This window comes from Tamaricihabitans halophyticus (assembly GCF_004340875.1).
In the GTDB taxonomy this organism is placed as follows: domain Bacteria; phylum Actinomycetota; class Actinomycetes; order Mycobacteriales; family Pseudonocardiaceae; genus Tamaricihabitans; species Tamaricihabitans halophyticus.
This window is the reverse complement of sequence record NZ_SLXQ01000004.1, coordinates 232,674-255,872: the sequence shown is the minus strand read 5'-3', so window position 1 is coordinate 255,872 and position 23,199 is coordinate 232,674. Positions and strand designations below refer to the sequence as shown.

Genomic DNA, 23,199 nt, shown 5'->3' with positions numbered 1-23,199 from the left:
ACTGGTTTCCCCTCAGCTGAGCCATTGCGGCCGGCAGGAACCGCGCGGAACGAGTACGTGCCGGTATTCACCCGGCGTTTCGGACATCCGGACCTGATCGGTGACGCCCTGGTAATGGCCGAGCGGGGTTTGCGCGGTGAACACCTCGGGATCCAGATAGGCGTGCTCCACCCCGGTCCCCGCGACCGAGGTCGCGTAGTCCTTGTCGAAGATCCCCATGGCGAGAATCCACAACGCCGCCCGGGTCAGCGATACGTGCACCCGATAGCTGCCGCCTTCGACGGCCCTGCGCAGCAGCGCCCGCACGATGCCGGCGGTCATCAGCCAGGACACGATGTAGTCGTTCACCACCATGATCGGCGGCAGCGCCGGACCGTCCGCGTCCCCGTCCAGCAGCATCATGCCCGCCACGCTGCCGGCGGTCTGATCGAAGCCAACCCGCTGTGCCCACGGACCATGTTCGCCATGCAGCGATGCCGTCGCATGCACGATGCCCGGCCGGGTCTCCGCGGCCTGCGCCGCCGAAACGCCGATCTTCTCCAGATAACCCGGCCGCCGATTCGCGTAGAACACGTCCGCGCCGGCGAGCAGTTCGCGTAGCCGCGCGGCCCCCGGCTCGCGGTACGGATCGAGCGTGGCTGATCGGGTGCCGACGTTCGCGGTGATGTAGGTGACCTCGTGCTCCAGTTCGAACGGCCGCCACAGGTTCAGCACATCCGCGCCATGCAGCGCCAATGCCCGCCCCACCCCGGCGCCGGCGATCACGTGTCCCATACCGAGCGCCCGGACACCCGCCAGCGGCGACAACGCGTTGCGGGCGAACGGTTCCGGCGCGCTTTCGGCGATCTTGGTGACCTCGATCAGCGGCATCTCCGCCAGCACGTCCCGGTACTGCGGCTCGGCCATCAGTTCGGCGGTGCTACGCAGCATCGGTACGACGACACCGGCCCGCTCCGCGGTGTGCTCCAGATCGGCGGCACGCCAGGTGGATATCGCCCGCGCCACCGACTCGCCGTCGTCCGGTACGCCGAGCAACCGCTGCGCGGTCATCTTGATCTTCGGATACGGGTTGAGCGGCATCACCCACCGGTCATCGGCGGTGCGGTAGAACCGGAAACCCAGGGCCTGACTGGGATTCGACGGTGCCGCGCCCGGGTAACCGTTGAGAAGTTCCCATTTGCGGTCATAGAACGGGCAGAGCCGATGCGGCGCGACCCGCAGATCCATCTCGATGTTCTGCCCGTTACCGCCACGTTCTCGCCAGAGTCGCGCGATCGCCGCGGATTTGGCGACCATCGCGATGCCCGCGGCGGCACCCAGCCGCAGGGTGGACGGCACGATCGGATCGGCACCGCGAAACGTGATCGAGCCACCCGTATCGCTGCCGGAAAGGCCGATCCCGGCAAGGACCTCCTCGAGCTCGGCCCGGGGGTCGAATCCGCCATCGTCGGTGGCGGGCGCGTCGATGGCTTTCTGGAGCCGGTCAGTCAGTCCCATGGTCGCGCTCCCGTCCGCTGAGCAGTTCCTCGGGAATCAGCACGTGTTTGGCGCGCAGGTACTCGCCGATCGCCTTACCGATCTGGTCGACCCGGTTGTTCGACGAGCCGCCCTGGCCGAGCAGGCCGCGCAGGACGAAATGCACGGCGCGCAGCCGAGGGAACTCGTGCCGCTCGATGGTCAAGTCCTTGCATTCGGGCAGCAGCCGGCGCAGTTCGGCGGTGGACAGTAACTCGCGTAGCCATGGCCAGGCTTGCGGATCGCTGACCCACACGCCCACGTTGCTGTTGCCGCCCTTGTCGCCGCTGCGCGCATGCGCCAGGGTGCCGAGCGGTAGCCGGTGTACCGGACCGGTTGAGCGTGGCTCCTCGGTCGGCTCCGGATGATGTGGTTGGGACAGGACCTCGGCCGTGGGTGGCGCGGCGATGTCGACGGTATCGCCGTCCGGTAGGCCAACCCGGTGTGGTACCTCGGTGAGCGGCAGCAGCGCGGGCCAGTACTCGATCCGCGGCCGTGGCTGCGTCGAAGCACTGGTCGCGACATCGGTGTAGAACCCGGGAATACTGCTCAGATACAGACTGCCCGCCTTGCTGGCGAGATGTAGGCGCGCCAGCGGCTCGCGTTCCCGGGCGACCGCCATGATCCGGACGGGAACGGTGGCTTCCCACTGTGCTGCTGGATCGGCTGCCGCGGTACCGAGCCCGGTCACCGAGAGTTCGTCGACACCGTCGGGCAGCATGCTGGTCAGTTGGGTGCGGAGCAGCTCGATCTTCTCCGGCACGTTTGGCGCGGTCACGTAGACGGTGTGCACGACGTGATATCCAATCGGCGCGAACAGAGCGACCTTGGTGGTCTCCGGTGGCGCGGTACCGGTCGTACCGGTCAGTTGCACACGATCGGGCGCCAGCTGGGTCAGTTCGAGCGAATCCAGTCGCACGGTGACATCGGGATTGCGGTAGTACGGTCCTTGGATCTCGTAGACCAGCTGCGCGGTGACGGTGTCCACGGTGACCGCGCCGTCGTCGCGGGCGTGTTTGGTGATCACACTGCTGCCGTCCGCGGCGATCTCGGCGATCGGGAAGCCCGGTGTGGTCATCGCGGGAATCTCGGTGAACCCGGAGAAGTTTCCGCCGGTGGCGTGCGCTCCGCATTCGATGATGTGTCCAGCGGCGACCGCGCCGGCAAGGGCATCCCAGTCGGTTCGTTGCCAGCCGTGCCACCACGCGGCGGGCCCGACGGTCAGCGAGGCGTCGGTGACTCGGCCGCAGACCACGATGTCCGCGCCGGCCTCGAGTGCGGCGGCGATGCCCCAACCGCCGAGGTAGGCGTTCGCCGCGATCGGCTTGGCGTCCCAGCTGGCCAGTGGGGCACCGGTGTCCAGGTTCGGCAGTTCGTGGCCGGCGGCGGCCAGCGCGGGAAGCTGGTCGAGCAGGTTGTCCCCAGCGACGTAGGCGACGCGAAGTGGGGCGGATGCCTCGTCGGCGAGTGTGCGCACGGCCTCGGCCAGCGCTTCGGGGTGGAATCCGCCGGCGTTGGTGACCAGTTTGATCCCGCGCTCGGCGATGCTGGCGAGATGAGGTTTCAGCTGGTCGAGAAAGTACTCGACGTACCCGGTACTGGGGTCGCGGAGGTATCGGGCGGACAGCGCGGCCAGGGTGATTTCGGCGAGATAGTCACCGACGAGCACATCGACCGGGTCACCGGCCAGTACCTCGTCAATGGCGGTGAATCGGTCGCCGAAGTACCCGGAGAAGTTGGCGATCCGGATCGGTCGGTGGCGCATCGGACACCTCGTCGTGTCGTCGGCTACTGGGCGCGTTGTTCTTGACGTTATGCCCCAGCACGCCCGGTGACCACGACCGTTTCGCGCACGTCGGCGTGATCGTAGCGATCACATCCGGCGGCGCGACGTGCGCACGGAAGATGGCGCGAACGGTCCGTTCGCGCCATCTGCCTACGTTTGGTGAACCGGGGGTTATGCCTCCTGGTCCGCGTCGGCGGCCGAGTCGCTTGCTGCGTGGTCCTCGGCCGGCAGCTCCTTGGACGGAGCGATGTCCGAAGGCGAGATACCAAGCTCCTCGTGCAACTGGGCGAAGATCGGTGTGTCTTCGGTGTGCTCGCTGGCCTGGTCTTGGATGGTGGTCATGGACTCCCCTTGCGCCGCCGTGGTGTTTCCGCCGAGGCAGCCCTGACTGGCGCCACCTTCGGCGCGTGCACCTGCGTTCCCCTGCAACCGGGCGTGGTCTACACGCTCCGCTACGCATTACCGCAAGTAATCGCGCTGACCCACCGTAAACGACGTTTGCGCGATACGCCAGTTTTTCCTAGTTGATCTAGTGTGACACTGCTGACCTGAAATGTCGTGGCAGGTCAGGAACGCGCGACGGGGCGAAGCTCGGTGGCGAGCAGGTCGAGCAGCAGGCCGTCCCGCCAGTGGCCTTCGGGCGCTCGTTCGTACTGGCGCAGCAGGCCAACCGGACGAAAACCGAGCCGCTTATACACCCGAATGGCGGAGGCGTTGTCCGCGGCCGGATCGATGGTCAGCCGGTGATGGCCGCGCACGTCGAGCAAATATCGCGCGAGCGTGTGAATCGCATCCGTGCCCACGCCGCGGCCGTGCCAATCGGAATGCACCGCGATATCGATCCCTGCGTGCCGGTACCCCGGAGTCGGCTCCTCGCTGTACTGAATCAGGCCGACGACGTTGTCCGCGTACTCGATAACGAAACTAGCGGTGTCCTCATCCGGTTCGAGGACACCAGCCAACTCCTCGTCCGGATCACCCCACCAGCGGGCAACCGTCGGATCGGCAAGCACTTCGCGCAGGCGCGTGGCATCCCGCGCGGCCACCGGCCGCAACCGCACATACGAACCATGGAGTTCCACCACATCAGCCACCCTCCAAGTCTACGGAGCAGCCACAGCGGTCAACCGCAATAACCTTAAGGAACGCGGTTCAGGAGGCGCTTGCGACCACGGTAACCCCGATAAACTCGCCAACCTTAAAGAACGCGGTCACAACGGGTGTGCGGGTACACCGCAACCAGCGACTTAGTCAGCGGGGGGCGTATGCGCTAACTGCACGAGCTGGTGCCCGCCCGCCCGTGTGATTAGCCAACCCCGACCGGGCGGCAGTGGCTCCGCCTTGCGGTTACCTAGCAACGGCCCCTCTTCCTTGTTTCCAGACATCAGGATGCCGGGGGAGGCCAAGTCGCGAATGCGGGAGAGCACCGGATCGAACATCGCCCGGCTTGCGCCGCCGGAACGCCGGGTCACGACGAGGTGCAAGCCGATGTCCCTGCCCTGGGTCATGAATTCGAGCAGTGATTTCATCGGGTTGTCGTGCGGATTCGTCGCCACAAGGTCGTAGTCGTCGACCAGGACAAAGAGTTCGGGGCCGCTCCACCAATCACGCTTCTTCAACTGTTCCGGGGTGATGTCGTCACCCGGTAGGCGCTTGGTCATCGCGCCCACCGTCTCGTTCACCATCGCGGTTACCGAGCCGGAGTTGGTGGCGTACCCAATCAGGTACTCATCGGGTACCAGGCCAAGCAGGCTCCGGCGGTAATCGATAACCGCGATCTGCGCCTGTGCCGGGCTGTAGCGCTGCATGATCGCGGCGGCCAAGCTCCGCAGGAACGAACTCTTACCGCATTCCACATCGCCGAAGACGAGCGCGTGTGGTTCGGCTTCGAAGTTCAGGTAAACCGGGCCGAGGTCGCGTTCGGAGATCCCGATGGGCAGACCGCGTTTCGGATCGGCATCCGCCGGTGGCAACTTGTCGAACGGCAGTTCGGCTGGCAACAGCCGTACCCGGGGTGCGGGGCTGCCTTGCCAAGCTTCGTTGACCGCGGCGACCATGTGCTTCACGCCTTCGGCGAGCTGTTCGTCGGTCGACAGCTGATCGATCCTGGGGACCGCCGAGAGGAAGTGGTACCCGTCTGGAGTCAGGCCGCGCCCCGGTGTCTGCTCCGGCACGGTCATGGCCTGCCGGCGGCCGAACATCGAGTCGGTTGGATCGCCGAGACGTAGCTCGACGCGGGTGCCGAAGATGTCCCGCATGTTCATCTTCAGGTCCATCCAGCGGTTAGACGCGGCGACCACGTGAATGCCAAATCCGAGTCCGCGGTTAACGATGCTCGTGACAACGGGTTCGAGATCCTCGAATTCTGTGCGCAACGTCATCCAGCCATCGACTACCAGGAACAGATCACCGAAGCGGTCCTCCGGAAACTTGCCCTCGCGCAACATTCGACGGTAGGTGTACATACTGTCGATGCCGTGCTGGCTGAAGCGTTCCTCGCGCTCGGCGAGCAGGCTCGCTGCTTCGGCGATGCTGCGCCGTACCCGGTCGGTTTCCCGACGCGTGGCGGTGCCGCCGACATGCGCGAGATCACGCATCGCGGTCAGACCGCCGCCGCCGAAGTCAAGGCAGAAGAACTGGGCTTCCTGCGGCGTGTGTAGCAGCGCAAGACTTGCTACGATACTGCGCAGGATCGTGCTCTTACCGCTCTGTGGGCCGCCGATCACGATCACGTTGCCGCCAGCCCCGGAGAGGTCAAGCCAATGGGGCTCGCGCAGCTGGTCGTACGGTTTGTCGATGATTCCGGCAACTGCCCGCAGCGTACCGGCGACGCCTTCCTGGTTTGTGGTCAAGCCGCGGTCCGGAGTGGACACCAGGGGGTCGAGAAGTTGGTCCAATGTGGGCGGTTCAGCCAGCGGCGGCAGCCACACCTGGTGCGCGGGCCGGCCCTGGCCGATCATCCTGCCAACCATCACGTCAAGCAGCGTTTCACCGAGCTCGTCGGTATCGCCCGTCGCGGCTGGTTTCTCGGGCAGGTCTTCGGCCAGTTTCGGCGCCAGGTACTTGGTCGAGTAGTCCTGCACAGGGTCGATTTGCCGACCCTCGCTGTCCGTTTGGGTAGTGACACCACGATGGTGCACGCCGGAGACATACGCGGATTTGAACCGGGTCAGTTCTTCGGTGCCGGTCTTCAGGAACCCGTTACCGGGGGAGCGGGGGAGCTGGTGCGCATCGGGCGAACCGAGCACGGTACGGCTTTCCATCGCGGAAAAGGTACGAAGTGCGATGCGGTAAGAAAGATGTGATTCCAGACCACGTAGCTTGCCCTCATCGAGACGCTGCGACGCTAGCAAGAGATGTACGCCGAGCGACCGGCCAACCCGTCCGATCTGGACAAACATATCGATGAAATCGGGCCGGGCGGTCAGCAACTCGGAGAACTCGTCCACGATCACCAGCAGCGCGGGCAGGGGGTCGAGCGGTGCCCCCGCTGTACGGGCCTTCTCGTAGTCGCGCTGCGAAGCGTAGTTTCCCGCCTTGCGGAGTAGTTCCTGGCGACGCTGCAGCTCACCCTGGATGGCGTCCAACATGCGGTCCACGAGATGTAGCTCATCGGCGAGGTTGGTGATCACCGCACTGGTATGCGGCAGCTGGTCCAGTTTGGTGAAGGTAGCACCACCCTTGAAGTCAGTGAGGACGAAGTTGAGGATCTCCGGGTCGTGCGTGACGGCCAGCGAGAGCACCAGTGTCCGGAGCAACTCCGACTTACCCGAACCGGTGGCGCCAACGAGTAGTCCGTGCGGTCCCATCCCGTCCTGGGCGGACTCCTTCAGATCGATCTCCATCGGCCGCCCATCGGAATGGATACCGATCGGGACCCGCAGTCTGTCCCGGTTGGACCGGGTAGACCAGGTTGTACTGAGCGAGAACTCGTACGGATCGCCGAGCCCGAGCAGGTCCGCTAGTTCCAGTGTCCCGGAAAGTGGCTGATCGCTAACCGACAACGCGGACAGTCGCAACGGGCCGAGACCACGGGCAATGCCGAGCAGATCGGTGACATCCAGCGAGTCGGCTCGCCCCACCGAGCTCTCGCCATCCATGGTGCGACTGCTCAGCGCGCCGTCCTCGGCGATGTTCAACACCAGCGTCGTCGGGTCGAGCAACCGGGGAGGCTGATCCACCAGGTTGAGCACCGTGACGCCTTCCAAGCCGCCTTCGACGTTCAGATGCTCGGAGCTGTCCGTCTTACCGCCGTCGAGGAAGACCACGAGGTGCGCGGCTCCCTCAACCGGCGCACTGTGTGGATCAAACCGCGGCCGGTTGGCGATGATGTCCTCCAACATCGCTTCCAGCGCGCTGACACTCGGTGCCACCATGCGCAGTTGTCCCACCGCATCGTGCTTGGTCGGATGCAAAGCGTGCGGAATCCACTTTGCCCATTCCCAGTGAGACCGGTCCTCGGGGTGTACGCAGTAGGCGGTGAGCACGTCGCCCGGCGCGTGGAACACCGCGAGCTGGGCGACCATGGCGCGGGCGAAGGCTCGTTTCCCTTCGGTGTCGCCAGTGACGTAGATCCGCGCGAACCCGCGCAGCGCGACCGCTACCGGCAGATCCGGCACGGTCGAGTAGGTGGTAACAAACCGGCGTAGCGCCATCGCACAGAGCGGTTCCAGTTCGTCCACCGGTTTGGTGTTCGGCGGAGTGAGCGGTGTGGCGAGCTCCTGCGGGCCGAGACCGATCCGGACCACCGTATGATCCCAATCGCCCGGCCGTCGCTCCCACAGACGGGCGCTCTGCACCGTGGACCACAGCCGGTCCGGATCCGGATGCCGGTAGAACATCGCCGCGCGCTGCTTGTTGATCGTCTCCCTGACCTGGGTACGCAGCTGACTGAGGGTGCGCATATAGCGCCGCCGGTTCGCCATCGTTTCCTGCTTGCTCGGCCCCTGGCTGGCCTGGTTCAGGATGATGAACGCGATCATACCGAGCATACCGAGGGCGAGCAGTCCGCCGGCGATGTACATGATCGGTCCGCGCACCCCGCGCCCGGCCCCGATCATCAGGATCATCCCGCCCATCATGCAAAGCATGGGCAGCACCATCATCACGCGCGTCCAGTTCTTCCCCTTGTTGTCGGGGTTCTCCGGTGGCGAGTCGAGGATGACGTTTCCGGAAGGCAGATCGGGCGCTGGGCGACGCACCGGTCGTTTGACGATTACCGTGGCCAAAACCAAAACCTCCAGGCGGACCACGCGCAGGGTAACCAGATGGGCTCAGGTATTACCCCGCGCGAGGCCGGTATGTAAATCCAGCGCTCGGGTGTTGCCTTCCGGCCCTATTATGAGGCCGCGTTGCCACCCCCTCGTCGGTTGGCGGCGTGAACGGTGATCTCGCGGCCGGTGGCCGGCTGTGTCTCGGAGGTGTGTGCATGACGTCGCCGACGTCCACCGTGGGCACGTCACTTGCCAGGGTGACGATCGGTACCCCCAAGCGCTGGATGGACGTCGCGCTGCCCGAACACGTGCCGGTCGCCGAGCTGCTGCCGTACATCCTGCGGCACGCCGGCGAGGACGCCGCCGATACCGGCGAAGCACACGGCGGTTGGCTGCTGCGACGGCCGACCGGTGAGGCGCTCAGCAGTAACCAGACGCTGGGCGGGCAGAAGATTCTGGACGGCGAGATCCTCCAACTGGTGCCTGGCCGATTGGAATGGCCGGAGCTGGAGTACGACGACGTCGTCGAATCGATCGCCAGCGGCGCGCGGCGCTACGGGCGCAGCTGGGGGCGAACCGCCACTCGCCGGTGCGGGCTCGCTGCCTGTGGCGTACTGCTGCTGGTCGGCACGCTGGTGACACTGTCGTTCGAACCGCCGTGGTTGGTGCCCGGCTTGGTGCTGCTCGGTGCCGCCGTGGTGCTGATGGCGCTCGGTGTGGTGATCTCCCGCGCGGTCCCCGACGCCAGGGCTGGTGCGGTATTTGGCGGTGCGGCACTGCCGTATGCGTTTCTTGGTGGTTACCTCATAGCTGGGCCCAGTTATGCCGATGTGTTGAATTTCGGCGCGCCCCAACTACTTCTTGCCGCGGTATCGGCGCTTGTGTTCGGGATCGTCGGATACGTGGGTATCGCGGCGTTGTCCCGCCTGTTCGCGGCGGCGATCGCCGTTGGCCTGCTTGGCATGATCGGTGCGGCTTTCGGTACCTTCCTGGAGGCCGATGCTGCGGCCGCGGTGACGCTGACCTTCGGGATCGGTTTGCTACCCGGCTACCCCCTGCTGGCGATTCGCCTTGGGCGCATTCCGCTTCCCGCGTTGCCACAACGCTCTTCTGAACTGCTCGAGGATCACACGCCGCCGAAACCGGCCACCGTGTACGCGGCTGCAGCACGCACCGACGAACTCCTTTCCGGACTGCTCACCGGTTTGGCGATCGTCAGCGTGGTCGCCGCATGGCCGCTGGCCATGCACGGCGGCGCGACCAGACTATTCCTGCTGCTCGCGGCCGCGGTCGCGCTGTTGCTGCGAGCCCGGCTGTTCGCGGTACTGCGCCAACGACTCCCGCTACTCATCTCGGGTACCTTGGTCGCGATCTTTCTCATCCTGGTGCTCATCACCGGCGCGGACAACAACGCGATCCGCGCGCTGTTCCTGCTCGGCGTCGGCGGAATCGCCACACTGATCAGCTTCGCCGGGCTGACCTACAGCAAAAAGAACCCCTCGCCGTATCTCGGTAGGTTCGCGGACGTCTTTGACGTGCTAGCCATCGTCGCGCTGGTGCCGTTGGCCTGTTACATGGCCGGTTTCTACACCTACGTCCAGGGCCTGCTGGCCGGTATCGGTTAGTTGGTTCGCGATGCCTTCACGTAAAGACCAGCTGCACTCCTACCAGTTCATGATGCAGCGAGTGACGTCCTCGGTGATGGTGCACGAGACCGATCCCGAGCAAACACCGCTACGGCGCGGGGTTGGCGCGGTTGTCGGCGGCGTGATGATCGCAGCGCTGGTTGCGGTGATCTTCGGGATCGTAGGGGTACTCACCAACGTGGGCGGCACCAGCTGGAAAGCCGACGGCGCGGTGATCATCGAACGGGAGACCGGAGCCACCTACGTCTACCAGGACGAGATGCTGCAGCCGACGCTGAACTACGCCTCGGCGCGGCTGATCAGCGGTAACCAGGACGCGGAGACACACCGGGTCGCGGGCAGCAGCCTGCAGGAAGTACCGAGGCGGCCCACCGTCGGCATTCCTGGCGCGCCGACCTCCTTGCCGGAAAGCGAGTACGCGACAACCGGGCCGTGGACGATGTGCTCCGTGCCGGGCGAGGATGTCGCGGGCGCGCCCACGACGAACACCACCCTGCTGATCGGGGAGAACCCCACCGGCGGAACCCGCCTCGGCGAGCGGGCCGTGCTGGTTCGCGATTCGGAAACGGGGGATCCGTACCTGATCTGGCGCAGCCACCGGTACCCGATAGGAGGCGAGCCGGCGAGCACGATTCGGTCGCTCTACGGCGCGAACCGCACTCCAGTTGAGGTGGGGACCGCATGGTTGAACGGGTTGCCCACCGGGCAGGAGATCGGGCCGATCGCGGTGGAGAACCTTGGGCAGCCTTCGTCGGCTGTGCCGGAACACCGGATCGGTGACGTGGTGTTCCACCCGGTCAGTGGCGGGGAACAGCACTACCTGGTCCGCGATGATGGGCTCGCACCGGCGACCGAGCTCCAGGTGCGGATCCTCGAGGGACAGTATTCCGTGACGCCACAGCGGATCGCGCCACTGCTGGCGAACGAGGCGCCCACCAAGGATGTGCTCGCGCCACCGCCAGGGCAGGCGGCACCGCCGCAGCAAACACCGCCACTTGCCGCGCAGTCCGCGGACGGGCCACCGCCACTGTGTTCGGTCGCCGCCGATGCGGCTACCGCACCGTCGATCCTGATCGACAGCGATGTGTCCACTTTGGAGGATGGCATCGAGACGACCCAGGAGTCCGGTTCAGGAACACGGCTCGCCGATCGGGTGTTGGTACCGGCTGGCCGGGTCGCGGTCGTACAAGCCATGCCGTCCAGCTCGGCTGAGACCGGCGCATACAACATCGTCACCGATCTGGGGCTGCGCTTCCCGGTGCCTAACGAGGAGCTGCTCGCCAGCCTTGGCTACGAGCCGAACTCCGCGGTGCAGCTTCCGGCGAGTCTGGTACAACGCATCCCGGCTGGCCCTACGCTCGATCCGGCCGCTGCGCGGCAGCCAGCGCCCATCTCTGGCCCAGACGGTCGATAGAGCACCAGCCCACCAGCCGTGCGCCGGACTTCCGGAGCGACTTAGTCAGCGTCGGACTTGATGGCGTCAAGCAAATCGTCGAGGGTCAGGGTCCGCAATTCGTCTCTTGTCGGACGCTGCCCGAGCGCGCGCAGGCGAGTGGACTGCGATTTCCGCATCCGCTCAAGCAATTTGCGTGCCTCACGGGCGTTACCGAAGCTCTCGTCCCTGTCGATCTGGTAGAACCACTCCAGCAGGGCGGTGTCCAGATCAGTGCCAAGTAGATAGTCGTCGCCTTTGGCGAGATGTGAACTGATCTCCACGAGCTGTTCAGCGGTGTAGTTCTCGAACTCGAGTGTCTTGGCGAACCTGGATGCTAGACCAGGGTTGGCGTCAAGAAATTCCCGCATCTCACCGGTATAGCCGGCGACGATTACCGCGACCTCATCTCGGTGGTCCTCCATCAGTTTGACCAGTGTGTCGATAGCCTCCTGGCCGAAGTCGGCTCCCGAGCCACTGGACCGGGACAGCGTGTATGCCTCATCCAGGAACAACACGCCACCACGGGCTTCGTCGAAGGCCGAAGCGGTCTTTTCTGCGGTATGACCGATGTACTGGCCTACCAGATCTCGCCGCGCGACCTCACGGAACTGCCCGTTCGGCAGGATGCCCAGCGCCTTGAGGAGACTACCGTAGACTCGGGCGACCGTTGTCTTACCGGTTCCCGGGGCGCCGGTGAACACCAGATGGTGGCTCACCGCGCCGACCGAAAGTCCTTCGCTGCGGCGCCATTCGTTCACCTGGATCTCGTCGATCAGCGCGCGCACTTCGCCCTTGACGCTGGCCAACCCGATCATATTGTCCAGTTCGCCAAGTAGTTTCTCGACCTGTTCGAGGTCTTGCTGGTTACTCTTGCCGGAGGCCGCGCCGGCATTCGGCAAACGGCGGCCGTCGCCCTCGCGGATCTCGGTGCGCGCACCATCGGCTAGTTCGATGGCCGGCTGGGCGGTGTTCTCCACCTTGCAATCCTCGATGACGCCGCCACAACCCTTGCCGACGGTGATCCCGACGCCCTGGGTGTCATGTATCCAGGACTCGCTGATCACAGGGGAGGTCTGGTCGGCGACCGCGATACCGACGTCACTGGTCTGCGAGATCTGACAGCGTTCGATCGCGGAGTCGCCTGCCTGGTACATGTAGATGCCGCGGAAGCCGCATTTACTGATCGTGGTGTTCCGGATCGTAGCCTTGGCGCCAAGCCGGACGATGATCGCGTCATCGTCGATCTCGTCGATTTCGCAGCCATCGACCACACTGTCGGAGTCTTCGACCACGATGCCGCACTGGGCTCCGGTGACCCTCGTCCCGATGATCTCGGTGGCCGAGCCGTCCGACACGGAGATACCGGCGCCGAACTTGGTGCTCGCGGTGCAGTCGGTCACCCGGATGGTTCCGCCGCGCAGCTGTACCGCGGGCGCCTCCGTGGCCCTGAAGGTGATCCCACTGACCGTGACGCGGCAGCCAGCACATGTCAGGGCCGGATGCACGGTGGGCGATTCAATCGTGACCGTGCCAGGTTCTTTGGCGCTGAGCGTCACGTTCAGCTGGGCAAGTGCGAGTGTTTCCGTGTACTCACCTGGTGCGATCGCGATGATCGCGCCGTCCTCGGCCGATTCCAGCGCGTCGCGGATCGTTGGAAGAGCGCCCCGTTGGTCCGGCGCGACAAGAAGGGTGCGTGCCATAGCTCCGCAGCTTTTCAGATGGGCGGTGTGTCAGACATGCCGGATCGGCCGAGCGCGATGTCTCCGCCAGGATACTGCCGGCTGTCCAGCCAGCGTGCGGCCGTTGCGGGCCGGAGTAGGTCCCGTACCGAACCCGTACCTCGGTGTCGTTGGCGGTGCGAACACCTTACTGGCCTGGGGTTATGCGTTTTGCGTCGCGCGTTCCGCGAGCTGGGAACCTGTCGGCGATGCGCACGAAGATTGAAGTTGGAAACCAAGGGGACTTGGTGAGCTGAATGGGGTGACAGCAGTGGCGATTGAACTTACGTCCGCGCAGACCAAAGAGCTGCGGGACCTGCTTAAGGAAACCGCGGCGGAAGGTCGTGGGCTGGTGCGCAGCGCGAATGACGGCTACGCCGGAGTTGTCGGCGCGTCGTGGATAGGTCCGGCCGCGCTTGCCGGCTTGGGCAAGAATGACGAGTTGATGGAGCACTGGAACAACAGTCTCCAGCCTATTCTTGACGAACTCGAGGTGGCGATTCTCGGCACCGAGGGCAACATGGAAGCCATGGAAGACGAAGGTGTCAACCTACACAACACTGTTTCGCCCGACGGTGGCGGTTTCGGCAATTTCGCGCGCCTGGCATAAAGCTGACCTATTGAACGTGATGGCCATGTGGACGCCGACCGAACCAGGATAAGGAGTGGAGACGTGTTCGACCGGATCAAGTATCTACCAGGTGCTGTCTCGGAGACTGGCAGCAATACGACGCAACTGTCACAGCAGATGACCGCGTTGTACGAGACCTTGCAGGGTAAGGCGAAGTCCATCTGCGGCGACGCCTGGCAAGGTAGTGCTTCAGAAGCGTTCCAAGACCGAGAGGGTAAATGGCAGGCGGCAGCGGCCGAGTTCGCCTCGGCCGAGGCACGGTGTGGTCGGGCGACTGAGGAGTCGGCGCAGAACGCGCACGCGACCGATATCCAGTGTGCCGGCCTGTTCGGCTGATTGCCAGGTGTCTGCTCGAGTCATAGATTGCCGGCCGGCTTCCCATGCGTTCGCGTTCGGGAAGCCGGTCTCCTGCTGCGGCAATGTAGAAATAGCCGTGAATTGGGCGGTGATGGTGGCCTGATCCGACCCAGCCGTCGTGGTCGGGCTCGTCGTATTGGCGCAGAAACCACCATAACTACGCGCGTTCGTGGAATTAGTGCCTCGTCAAGCGATGTTGGGTAGGTAATCCTGTCTGCGGGTCTTGGAGTGGACGGCGAAGTGGCGTTTGGGCATGGCTTTCTGGTTGCGCCAGCGGACGTAGTCACCGAGGGCGCGGTTTTGCTCGGTGTGGCTGCGGTGGTCGGTGCCGTCGAGGGCGAAGTAGCGCAGCGCAGTGAATTCGCACTCGATCCAGTTCAGCCAGGATGCGTTCGTGGGGGGTGTACACCAGTTCGACGTCGTGGGTGGCGCACCAGGCGCGGACCTCGGCCTTCTTGTGCGGGCCGAAGTTGTCGCAGATGACGTAGAGCCGGCCGTGGGGGAATCGTCTGCGCAGCTGCCGCAGGAAGTCCAAAAACTCCTGCCAGCGCTTGTGATCGCGGATGCGGTAAAACACCTGTCCGCTGGCCAGGTCCAGCCCGCCGAACAGGTGCCGCACCCCGCCGTGACGGTTGTAGGTGGCTCGCTGCCGGGCCGGGTGGCCGATACCGAACCAGCTGCGGCCGGGGTTGCAGGTTCAGCGGGCCGAACTCATCGACGCAGATCACCCGCCCGTCGCCAGGCGGATGATCATACAGCGTTAGGATGCGGTGCATCTTGGTCGTGAAGTCCGGATCGGTACTGGGCTTCCGCGTTTTCGTGGCCTGCCACGACACGTCACCGGCGCGCAGAATCTTGCGCAGTGTCTCCACGCTGAGTTCGGTGATCACGCCGGTGTCGGCGAGGTAGTCGCGCAGTTTGGGCAGGCTCCACACCGAAAACGGCTGTCCCAGCGAGCGGGGGCCACAGCGAGTGATCCGACAGATCCGCTCACGCGTGGCCCGGTCCGTCTTCGCCTGCCTGGCCCCTTTCCGTTTTGGGTCCAGCGCGGCAAACCCCCGCTCGTTGAACGTATGGATCACTTCCCGCACGCGACCCTCCGACGCGGCGAACAGCTCGACGATCTCGCCCACCGTGCGACCCTGCATCGAGGCCAGCACGATCCCAGCACGGCGCATCCGCACCCGATTCTTGGACTTCCGCGCCGTGTTCACCAGCCGCTGCGCCTCCTCCGGCAACAACTCCCGCACAAACACCTCAGGCTGACGCGCCATCAACTCACCTCCGATGGCCAGCCTGAACCATCCCGCGACACCACGATCACACGGGAGCCGAAATTACCGCCCCAACCCTCATTGCCGAGGCACTAGCGCCGGTCACCAAACAGATCCACGGGTGATTCTGGCCCCTCATCCTCTGCCCGATCCAACCGTCGCGTGCTGATCCCGCTGCGCCACTTGCGGCGGCTGCCCTTGGGGCCGAAAACTACTACAGCCGTCACCACACCAACCACGCCAAGGCCAGCGGCGGTGAGGCCGTATGCCAGGGAATTGCTGCGGTCGTGCTCGCGTTCCCGCGCCAGCTCCTCGGCGGTGACCTCCTGGGGCTGCAGCTCGGGGAGTGTGCCTGGATCACCGGCGACCGTACGGTCCAGCGTCGCGGCGTACGGATTGACTAGGCCATAGCCATAGCTGGCGCTGCCGACTCCTTCCGGGGCCGGCGCCGCGGTAGCGAACAGTCGATGCGCGAGATCGCTGGGCGATAGCCCGGAGATCCGGGCTTTCACCAGTGCGGCCGTTCCGGCGACGTACGCGGTGGCATAGCCGGTGCCGGTTGCCGGGCCGAGACCTCTACCGGGGTAGCTGGTGACCACGTTTTCGCCGGGCGCCACCAGATCAACTCGGCTGCTCCGCGAAGCGCCAGACCGCACGCCCTGCTCGGTAATCGAGCCGACTCCGAGCACGCCATCGAGTGCGGCGGGGAAGGGGATAAGGCCGGGCGGTTCGTCCTGGCTTGGTTCACCTACGGCGGCAATGACGGGTATGTCAGCACCTAGCGCGCGACCAACCGCCGCACGTAGTGCGCCACCGTCTTGATAGGTCACTTCGGTAACCGCGATCACCGTGGCGTTCTGGTCAATTGCCCAGTTGATGCCGTTGGCGAGTACTTCAGGTGACACCGAACCACGCGGTTCCCGGTTGTTCGGATGCTGGTCGCGAACGACCTTCGCGGACAGAATGCGTGCGCCCGGTGCCATGCCGTGGAAACCCAGCCCGCCGGTCTTCTTGCCCGCGATGATCCCGGCCGCGCCGGTTCCGGTGCCTAGGCAGTCCTCACGCCCACTGTCGTTGGTGTTTTCCGTCGGCGGCGCGACGTTCGTGCGCGCGTTGATCTGGCCGGCCAGGAACGGGTTATCGGCAACCCCGGTGCCTACCACGGCCACACGCTGACCAGCGCCATTGCTCAGCGGCCACACTTGCTCAGGGCCCATCGCCTTCTGCGACCACGGAATCGGCGCATGGTTGGTTCCTGGCGGCAAGCAGCGATCCTGCTGCGCACTCGCGATGGGCGCGCCCATCGCCGCGATCAGCAGCCCGCTCGCGGTCGCCGCGAGCAGTAACCGCAGCCATGGACGCTCACATCGCATGGCCGCGATGCTAGCTCGCCGATGCAACCGACTCAGCCACGCTCATCCACTTCGGACTCGCACCTGGAGTGACGCCCAACTCGACTACATCGCCACCGAACTCAACAACCGGCCCCGCTGGTGCCTCGACGACCAAACCCCACAACAGAAGATGCAACAATGGGAACGACGACTAATCACCAAGATCGTTCGCAACGATCACTAGAAACCGCCCTCAGGCGCGGGTGCTGCCGTGGCGAACAGACGATGCGCCAGATCCGTGGGGGACAAACCGGGAGGTCGGGACTGCACCAGGGCGACTGCGCCGGCCACATAGCCAGTGGCGTAACCGGTACCGGTGGCTGGGCCGAGACCATGGCCGGGATAGCTGACCACCACGTTCTCGCCAGGTGCGACAAGATCAACCTGGGTACCGCGCGAAGCGTCGGACTGCACACCCAGCTCGTTGATCGAACCAACGCCGACGACGCCGTCGAGCGCTGCCGGAAACGGCGTGACGCCGGGTGGTTCGTCCTGGCTCGGTTCGCCAACCGCGGCAATGACCGGGATTCCGCTGCCGAGCGCGCGGGTGACGGCTGCGCGCAGTGCTCCACCGTCCTGATAGGTCACTTCGGTGACGGCGATGACGGTGGAGTTGTGGTTTATCGCCCAGTTGATGCCGTTGGCCAGTACGTCGGGGCCGACGGAGCCACGTGGCAGCCGGTCGTTCGGATGCTGGTCGCGGACCACTTTGGCGGAGAGAATGTCCGCGCCTGGGGCCATCCCGTGGAAGCCGACACCTTCGGTCTTATTGCCGGCGATGATGCCGGCCACGCCGGTGCCCGTGCCGAGACAGTCCTCTCTGCCGCTCTGGTTGGTACCCGCCGGTGGCGGTGCCACGTCCGTGCGACCGATGACCTGACCACGGAGGGAGGGAGTGTCGGCGACTCCGCTACCGATCACGGCGACTCGCTGGCCGCGTCCGTTGCTCAGGGGCCACACGCGTTCCGGGCCCATGGACTTCTGGGACCAGGGGATCGGCGCGTAGTCGCCACCTGGTGGCAGGCAATGATCCTGCTGCGCACTGGCAACCGGTGCGCCAATGGCCGTGCTCAACAGGCCACTCGCGGTCACCGCGAGCAGTAGCCGCAGCCACCGGCGCTTACCTTGCATAGCGTGATATTAGCTCGGCAGAGCAACTCCGCTCAGGACTTGGAGTCTACTTCGGACTTCTCGGGCTCGTGGTTAATGACGTAGTCGAGGCTGAGCACGACGTTGCCCGGCAGGATCAGCTCGGTGTGGAATCCGGGATTCACGCACAGTATGTGTTCATCGCTCGGCCACTGCGCGATGAGTCGCGCGAAGGGTGTCTGAATCCAGTCGATCGTCTCGTCGGCAGCGGAGCGCAGCAGATCGACGGAGGTAAAGACCGGTACAGCTGCGAAATCGTTATCCTGCCCAACCAGCAGGTCCAGGCTGCTGTCGGCGTCGGCGGGCCGCTGCTGGCCCTGCGACTCCGTGGGGACAAGGATGTCCGCGCTGGCGAGAGCGGCCAGGTAGCCGTCGCTGTCTTGTTGCTCGGTGGCCGCGCTGAGCTCGGTCTCCAGTTCATTGGTAGGGGAATGGTCTTTCAGGTCGGCCGCCTCCCGCTCGGCGTCGTGTCGCAGCACCCGCAAGCAACTGTGCCGGACTCGGCCGGCGGTATCCGACACCTCGGTCGCGCGTGCGTCCTGGGCTGGTACCAGCGTTTCCTGACCGGCCGCGAGCTGCGCGAGCGCGCCGATCGGCAGGAATATTCCGATCGGTGTCCGGGCATTCAGCGCCAACCGGTGTTCAGGGCCTGGCCAGTGAGCTCGGATGGTGTGGAGGTCGGTTTCCCAGTACTCCTTGGCAAGGTCTCCAAGCGCCCATTGCAGGGATTCCGCTGAGGTATAGAGCAGGACGTACCCGGCTGGATCGGGTAGTTCGTCGTTGAACGCGAGCATCGCGCCGAGGTTGTCGTCATCTAGCCCGGGTAGGTATAGCGGAATGTTCTCCAACAGCTGCCCGAGCCGTTGGCCATCGCCGTCCGCTAAAGCCGCGACGATGGCACGCTCCGCGTCGTTCGCCGCCTGCCACTCCTGCTCTGCCCGCTCCTGCTCCACGCTGCCCTCCCTCGTGCCGGCCATGGGGCTCAAGACTCTAGTCAACATCTGGCGCGCAAGGTTGTCCTGGCAACATTCGAGGACGGGCTTGACCGGTGATGGTTCCGTATGTCACGGACCGAGTACTGGGCGCTCGGCCGACGGGATCTGACGCGATGGAACTGTCGGAGGGATCACTGTGGGGACGATTGACGTTAGTCCGGATAGCCTGCGTACCAGCGGCGAGCAGGTCGCGGCGACCGCGGATGGTTTTCAAGGGGCAGCCGGTAGCGCGATGCTGATGGGCGCGGGCGAACACACCACCATCAGTGAAGGATTGTTCGAGCCAGGAGCCGAGGCATCTCAGCAGGCCAGTAACAACGCCTTTCTGCAGACTCAGGTCAACGCGGCCATCGAAACCTCGATGCGGTCGATCTCTTCGGCGCTGTACGGCATGGCGGATCTGTTCTCCAACACCGATCTTGAGAACGGCATGAAGTTCATGTTCGGGGTTGATGGTGCAAGCCGGCCCGGTGGTCTCCCGCCGCACATCGACCCGGACGTGATGATGGTGGGTGGCGCCGACGACGCGTACGACTTCGACGCGAGCGAAAACTACACCCTTGACGATCTCGAAGGGCACGAGTCGAACGAGACCACGAACACCGAGCACTTCCGTGATGGTGACGGCAATGTAGTACACACCCGTACGAGCACCACGAATGAGGATACGGGCACAACCAGCCACGTGGTGGAGAACGGCGCGACGGGCGAGGTACGCTACTACACCACGGACGCTGATGGCAACACGCTCAGTAGCTTCACCGTCGAAAAGCAGGAACACGCGCACGGTTTAGATGAGTTCGTCGAGACCCAACAAGAGTACGCGGCTGCCGAACAGGAACGCATCGAAGAAAAGAGTGAGCAGAACCTGCACGGCGTGCAGGAATCGCCCCCGACTGGCGAAGATGGTGAACCAACTACTCCTCCGGACCCGTATGAGTACGAAGAAGGGGACTACGTCTACTGAGTGAGCCGTCGAACCGCGTGATCGAGGCGAACGCGGTATCGCATGACGAAGAAGGTGAGCGCTGTTGAGTACGGCAGGCGAGGGCAGCGGTACCGGTGGTGACTCGATCGAGATTATCCGAGGCAAGATCAAGGGCGAGCAGCCTGAGGTCATGGCTTCGATCGGGCAGCAATGGCGTGGACTCGCCGAGGCAATCGGTATGACAAGGACATTCGTCGACCACTCGATTCAATCACTGCATTTCGAATCCCCCGAGGCAAGGATGGTGCTCCTGGGTCAAGTTGGTCGCCTTATCGGGGGGATGGATGACGCGGTATGGGCGGCGAATGACAATGCGACGGCGCTCACCGGGCTGTCGACCGTCGCGGCGCAGGGACAAGAGGATATGGAAGAACTCTATTCGGACTACTTGGCTGCGGTCGAAGAGGCTGAAGCCAAGGAAGCCGAGCGCGACATTATGAATTATCGGCTGCCGATGGCCATTCTCATTAAGATGTTCTCGAACACGATTCTCCCGTATTACGAGACTGTCGACGGCGTTAAAGATATGTACGACAACAAGGCGCGCGAGCTGGCGGATGGCCTCGCGACCGAGTACGAGCCGTACCTGTCGCTGTTGCGCTCAGGGCAACCTCGCGTGTTCGAGGCGGTCAACGCGATCGCTCATCCGGGGGCGTTTGGCATGCCGTTGCCGCCCGGGTTCGGTGCCGGCGGTGCGCCACCGGCACCGCCGCCGCCTGCCTTCGGTGGCGCACCACCGCCGGCGCCTGCCTTCGGTGGTGCGCCGAGGATGGCCGGCGCGCCACCCGCGTTTGGCGGAGCAGGAGCCGCGCCTGCCGCACCGCGACTCGGATCGGCCATGCGTAGTGGCGCCGGTCTCCCGCCCGGGTTCGACGGCGGTGGGGCAAATGCGCCAGGAGGACCGCCAGGGCTGGACGCGGCTGGCGCACCGGCAGGCGGTATGCCGGGTGGCGCTCCGTTGGGTCCTGGAATGATTCTCGGCGGCAGCCAAGCCGGCAGCGGCGATGCGGCACGGCATGGCCAGGCTGGGTATCCCGCGTTCGCGGGGGGTTCACCTTCGGCAGGGGGTGCACCGGCCTTCGGTGGTGACATGGGGAGCTGGGTGCCGGACGGCGGTGCCACCTCGGCGGCGGGACCGCCCGCTGGCTTGTTGCCAGGGACTTTTCAGCCAGCACCAGGAATGGCGCCGCCTGGACCACCCAGTACCTCGTCGTTGCCGCCGTCGATGCCCTCGGTGCCACCGCCGTCAGGGCGCGTGGCGGATCCGCCACCTGGCGGCGCGGCACCGCCAACTCCGCCGAATTCGGTGACTGCACCACCACCTCCGACCGTTCCAGCGGATCCGCCCCAACCGAGTGTCCCGGCGAGCCCTGAGCTGACAAATACACCCAATTCCTTGCCGTTGTCCGAAATGGAGATGCCTCCGGGTACGATGATGCCGCCGGGAATGGGTATGCCCCCGCCCCCGTCGGGGCAACCGGGGCAGCAGGGTAACGGTTCCGGCGAGCAGAAGGGCAGGCACGAGTACACCTCCGCGCCCAGCGTGCAGGCTCACTTCGGTTCAACGTCCGCCAACCTTGCCCCATCGGTATTTGGCAAGGGGAGTGGTTCAGTACGAGGCGGAAGTAACCGGGAAGCACCGCGATCCGTCAAGCCGGACGCCGACAATGCCACGAGCGCGGTACTGGCCAACGCCCGTGCTACCAAACGCGCGATGACCGCGTCGGAACGGCGGCGAGCGACAAAACAGGAGCGGCAACGACGTCAACAGCGAGTCGAGGAGCTGCGCAAATCCGACTTCGAGGCCGATACCGCGCCCTCCACCGCGCCAGTTATGGAGGGCCGCGTCGCCGCCGGAGCAGGTCCGGCAGCTGAGCGAACCGCCAACGTTGTTCCTGCTGCCCTGCGAACTCCAGACGTTCGCGCGGGCGCGCCGGTACGAAAGCGCGGTAGCGCGGACCGTTCGGCCGATCGAGCTACCCGGCGAGGTTCGACCATTCCGGCGAGTACGGACGAGTCGATGCCATTGCCTGCCGATCCGGCGGCGACGTGGGAAGTGGAAAACCCTGGCGGCCCGGTAGTCGCGACCGAACCCGCCCGACAGGCAAAGCACGCGAAGGAGCCGCCTCCGTCGCTCGGTGCCCCTGGGTGAGCGCCACGACCAACACTGACCCGTAGGCCATCCGTACCGCGTGTTTGTTGCCGCCCGTAATTTTCGGCGTGAAGTGGGGTTTCGTGTCTGGAACCAGCGCGCGAGGACGTTGGTCAGCTGTCAGGAGCTTTCGAGACACTGGCTGCAGCACGGCTCGCTCTTGATGGGAGAAGACCATGGCATCGCCGCACCACGATCCACTCGCGGAGCTGAATAATCTGCCCAGCACCGCCACTTTCATGGAGATCATGGACGGCCTGCGGCAAAGTTTGCAGAACATTCCAGATGCCCAGCAGGAGCTGCTGGAGTTGACGGGCGAGGCGACATCGGACGATGGGTTACTCACGGTAGTGGTAGGGCCGCGCGGGCAGCTCGTCGATGTGCAGATCGATCCACGGTTGTTTCGTACGCCAGATGCGGTCAGCCTGCGCTCGCTGCTGCTTGAGGTCAATGCGGCCGCGATCGCTTCATTGACGGATCAGGTGAATAATGCGATGGCGGATCAGATCCCACCCGAGATCGATGAGCTTCGTGCGCAGTATCAGATTCCCACGAGCAGTTCGTACGAAAGTATGTTCAAGTCGGATGCTGAGATCGTCGCTGAACGCGGGAAGATCGATGAGTAGTCCAATCGAGATCAGTGACGCCGGTGAAGCAATTTCCGCCGCGCGCGCACTATCCAGTGGAAAGTCAGCTTTGGAAAACGTGGACGACGTGACGGAACCAACGTTTTCATCGCATACCAATGTCGATCAGGCGGCTGCGGAAACGTACGACCAGCTGTCGACGGAAGTAATTGAGAAAGTCAGAGCAGCGCGCGCGGATATGGCGACTGGACTGGAGTCGCTTGGCGACACGGTGGTGACCGCGATCGGAATGTTTATCAACATGGAAGAAGCTAACGTCGAGAGTCATCGTTGATAGCATTCTGAACTGAAGGGCGAAT

The 23,199-nt window shown here is 64.7% G+C and carries 18 protein-coding genes and 1 pseudogene; 8 read left to right on the top strand and 11 right to left on the bottom strand.

Features of this window, described 5'->3' with window-relative positions:
• Positions 1-12 precede the first annotated feature (12 nt).
• The 5 genes from EV191_RS13205 to eccCa all read right to left on the bottom strand — a co-directional run bounded on the left by EV191_RS13205 (position 13) and on the right by eccCa (position 8,529).
• Complete coding sequence (locus EV191_RS13205) at positions 13-1,497, bottom strand: CoA transferase (protein WP_132877312.1); 1,485 nt, start codon at positions 1,495-1,497, stop codon at positions 13-15.
• Positions 1,484-3,280, bottom strand: a complete 1,797-nt coding sequence (locus EV191_RS13200; protein WP_132877311.1) for an acyclic terpene utilization AtuA family protein — start codon at positions 3,278-3,280, stop codon at positions 1,484-1,486. The genes EV191_RS13205 and EV191_RS13200 overlap by 14 nt, the downstream gene beginning before the upstream one ends.
• Before the next feature lie 192 nt (positions 3,281-3,472).
• Positions 3,473-3,643, bottom strand: a complete 171-nt coding sequence (locus EV191_RS30080; RefSeq protein ID WP_165912944.1) for a hypothetical protein — start codon at positions 3,641-3,643, stop codon at positions 3,473-3,475.
• 224 nt (positions 3,644-3,867) lie between these two features.
• Positions 3,868-4,383, bottom strand: a complete 516-nt coding sequence (locus EV191_RS13195) for a GNAT family N-acetyltransferase (RefSeq protein ID WP_424565457.1) — start codon at positions 4,381-4,383, stop codon at positions 3,868-3,870.
• 165 nt (positions 4,384-4,548) lie between these two features.
• Positions 4,549-8,529, bottom strand: a complete 3,981-nt coding sequence (gene eccCa, locus EV191_RS13190) for a type VII secretion protein EccCa (protein WP_132877310.1) — start codon at positions 8,527-8,529, stop codon at positions 4,549-4,551.
• Between the two features lie 200 nt (positions 8,530-8,729).
• Between eccCa and eccD the strand changes: the two genes are divergently transcribed.
• Together eccD and eccB are read left to right on the top strand one after the other, a co-directional pair.
• Positions 8,730-10,139: a type VII secretion integral membrane protein EccD gene (gene eccD, locus EV191_RS13185; protein ID WP_132877309.1), complete on the top strand. Its 1,410-nt coding sequence runs from the start codon at positions 8,730-8,732 to the stop codon at positions 10,137-10,139.
• Positions 10,140-10,149: 10 nt separating this feature from the next.
• Positions 10,150-11,574: a type VII secretion protein EccB gene (gene eccB / locus EV191_RS13180; protein ID WP_132877308.1), complete on the top strand. Its 1,425-nt coding sequence runs from the start codon at positions 10,150-10,152 to the stop codon at positions 11,572-11,574.
• A gap of 41 nt (positions 11,575-11,615) precedes the next feature.
• Here eccB and EV191_RS13175 read toward each other — a convergent pair whose 3' ends face one another.
• Positions 11,616-13,295: a right-handed parallel beta-helix repeat-containing protein gene (locus EV191_RS13175; RefSeq protein WP_132877307.1), complete on the bottom strand. Its 1,680-nt coding sequence runs from the start codon at positions 13,293-13,295 to the stop codon at positions 11,616-11,618.
• A gap of 289 nt (positions 13,296-13,584) precedes the next feature.
• Here EV191_RS13175 and EV191_RS13170 point away from each other — a divergent pair, with 289 nt between their 5' ends.
• A complete protein-coding gene (locus tag EV191_RS13170) occupies positions 13,585-13,923 on the top strand; it encodes a hypothetical protein (protein WP_132877306.1) in 339 nt (112 codons plus the stop codon).
• 63 nt (positions 13,924-13,986) lie between these two features.
• Positions 13,987-14,280 carry a WXG100 family type VII secretion target gene (locus EV191_RS13165; protein WP_165912943.1) on the top strand — a complete coding sequence of 98 codons (294 nt, stop codon included), beginning with the start codon at positions 13,987-13,989 and terminating at the stop codon, positions 14,278-14,280.
• A 304-nt stretch (positions 14,281-14,584) separates the two neighbouring features.
• Here the strand turns inward: EV191_RS13165 and EV191_RS30560 are convergent, their stop codons facing one another.
• From EV191_RS30560 to EV191_RS13145, 5 genes and pseudogenes are all read right to left on the bottom strand, one after another.
• Positions 14,585-14,968, bottom strand: a complete 384-nt coding sequence (locus tag EV191_RS30560; RefSeq protein ID WP_243658942.1) for a transposase — start codon at positions 14,966-14,968, stop codon at positions 14,585-14,587.
• A gap of 241 nt (positions 14,969-15,209) precedes the next feature.
• Positions 15,210-15,449: pseudogene (locus tag EV191_RS30555) on the bottom strand (helix-turn-helix domain-containing protein); the annotation flags it as partial.
• 218 nt (positions 15,450-15,667) lie between these two features.
• Positions 15,668-16,948 carry a S8 family serine peptidase gene (locus EV191_RS13155; RefSeq protein WP_132877304.1) on the bottom strand — a complete coding sequence of 427 codons (1,281 nt, stop codon included), beginning with the start codon at positions 16,946-16,948 and terminating at the stop codon, positions 15,668-15,670.
• Positions 16,949-17,149: 201 nt separating this feature from the next.
• Positions 17,150-18,100 (bottom strand): S8 family serine peptidase, encoded by a 951-nt coding sequence (locus EV191_RS13150; protein WP_132877303.1) that lies wholly within the window; start codon positions 18,098-18,100, stop codon positions 17,150-17,152.
• 32 nt (positions 18,101-18,132) lie between these two features.
• On the bottom strand, positions 18,133-19,095 hold the full coding sequence (locus tag EV191_RS13145) for an SseB family protein (RefSeq protein WP_165912942.1): 963 nt from the start codon (positions 19,093-19,095) through the stop codon (positions 18,133-18,135).
• Between the two features lie 154 nt (positions 19,096-19,249).
• On the opposite strand from EV191_RS13145, the gene EV191_RS13140 reads away from it, so the two are divergent.
• From EV191_RS13140 to EV191_RS13125, 4 genes are all read left to right on the top strand, one after another.
• Complete coding sequence (locus EV191_RS13140; protein WP_132877301.1) at positions 19,250-20,080, top strand: hypothetical protein; 831 nt, start codon at positions 19,250-19,252, stop codon at positions 20,078-20,080.
• A gap of 64 nt (positions 20,081-20,144) precedes the next feature.
• Positions 20,145-22,253, top strand: coding sequence for a hypothetical protein (locus tag EV191_RS13135; protein WP_132877300.1), 2,109 nt, complete (start codon positions 20,145-20,147; stop codon positions 22,251-22,253).
• Between the two features lie 176 nt (positions 22,254-22,429).
• Complete coding sequence (locus tag EV191_RS13130; RefSeq protein WP_132877299.1) at positions 22,430-22,879, top strand: YbaB/EbfC family nucleoid-associated protein; 450 nt, start codon at positions 22,430-22,432, stop codon at positions 22,877-22,879.
• A complete protein-coding gene (locus tag EV191_RS13125) occupies positions 22,872-23,174 on the top strand; it encodes a hypothetical protein (protein ID WP_132877298.1) in 303 nt (100 codons plus the stop codon). Before EV191_RS13130 ends, EV191_RS13125 begins: the two co-directional genes overlap by 8 nt.
• The last annotated feature ends 25 nt before the right edge of the window (positions 23,175-23,199 follow it).

What these genes read in the sequence shown, in the direction of transcription:
- EV191_RS30080 (WP_165912944.1), bottom strand. Translation starts at nt 3,643, where the DNA reads ATGACCACCATCCAAGACCAGGCCAGCGAGCACACCGAAGACACACCG.
- EV191_RS13130 (WP_132877299.1), top strand. Translation starts at nt 22,430, where the DNA reads ATGGCATCGCCGCACCACGATCCACTCGCGGAGCTGAATAATCTGCCC.
- EV191_RS13200 (WP_132877311.1), bottom strand. Translation starts at nt 3,280, where the DNA reads ATGCGCCACCGACCGATCCGGATCGCCAACTTCTCCGGGTACTTCGGC.
- EV191_RS13125 (WP_132877298.1), top strand. Translation starts at nt 22,872, where the DNA reads ATGAGTAGTCCAATCGAGATCAGTGACGCCGGTGAAGCAATTTCCGCC.
- eccB (WP_132877308.1), top strand. Translation starts at nt 10,150, where the DNA reads ATGCCTTCACGTAAAGACCAGCTGCACTCCTACCAGTTCATGATGCAG.
- EV191_RS13145 (WP_165912942.1), bottom strand. Translation starts at nt 19,095, where the DNA reads ATGGCCGGCACGAGGGAGGGCAGCGTGGAGCAGGAGCGGGCAGAGCAG.
- EV191_RS13150 (WP_132877303.1), bottom strand. Translation starts at nt 18,100, where the DNA reads ATGCAAGGTAAGCGCCGGTGGCTGCGGCTACTGCTCGCGGTGACCGCG.
- EV191_RS13155 (WP_132877304.1), bottom strand. Translation starts at nt 16,948, where the DNA reads ATGCGATGTGAGCGTCCATGGCTGCGGTTACTGCTCGCGGCGACCGCG.
- eccD (WP_132877309.1), top strand. Translation starts at nt 8,730, where the DNA reads ATGACGTCGCCGACGTCCACCGTGGGCACGTCACTTGCCAGGGTGACG.
- EV191_RS13175 (WP_132877307.1), bottom strand. Translation starts at nt 13,295, where the DNA reads ATGGCACGCACCCTTCTTGTCGCGCCGGACCAACGGGGCGCTCTTCCA.
- EV191_RS13205 (WP_132877312.1), bottom strand. Translation starts at nt 1,497, where the DNA reads ATGGGACTGACTGACCGGCTCCAGAAAGCCATCGACGCGCCCGCCACC.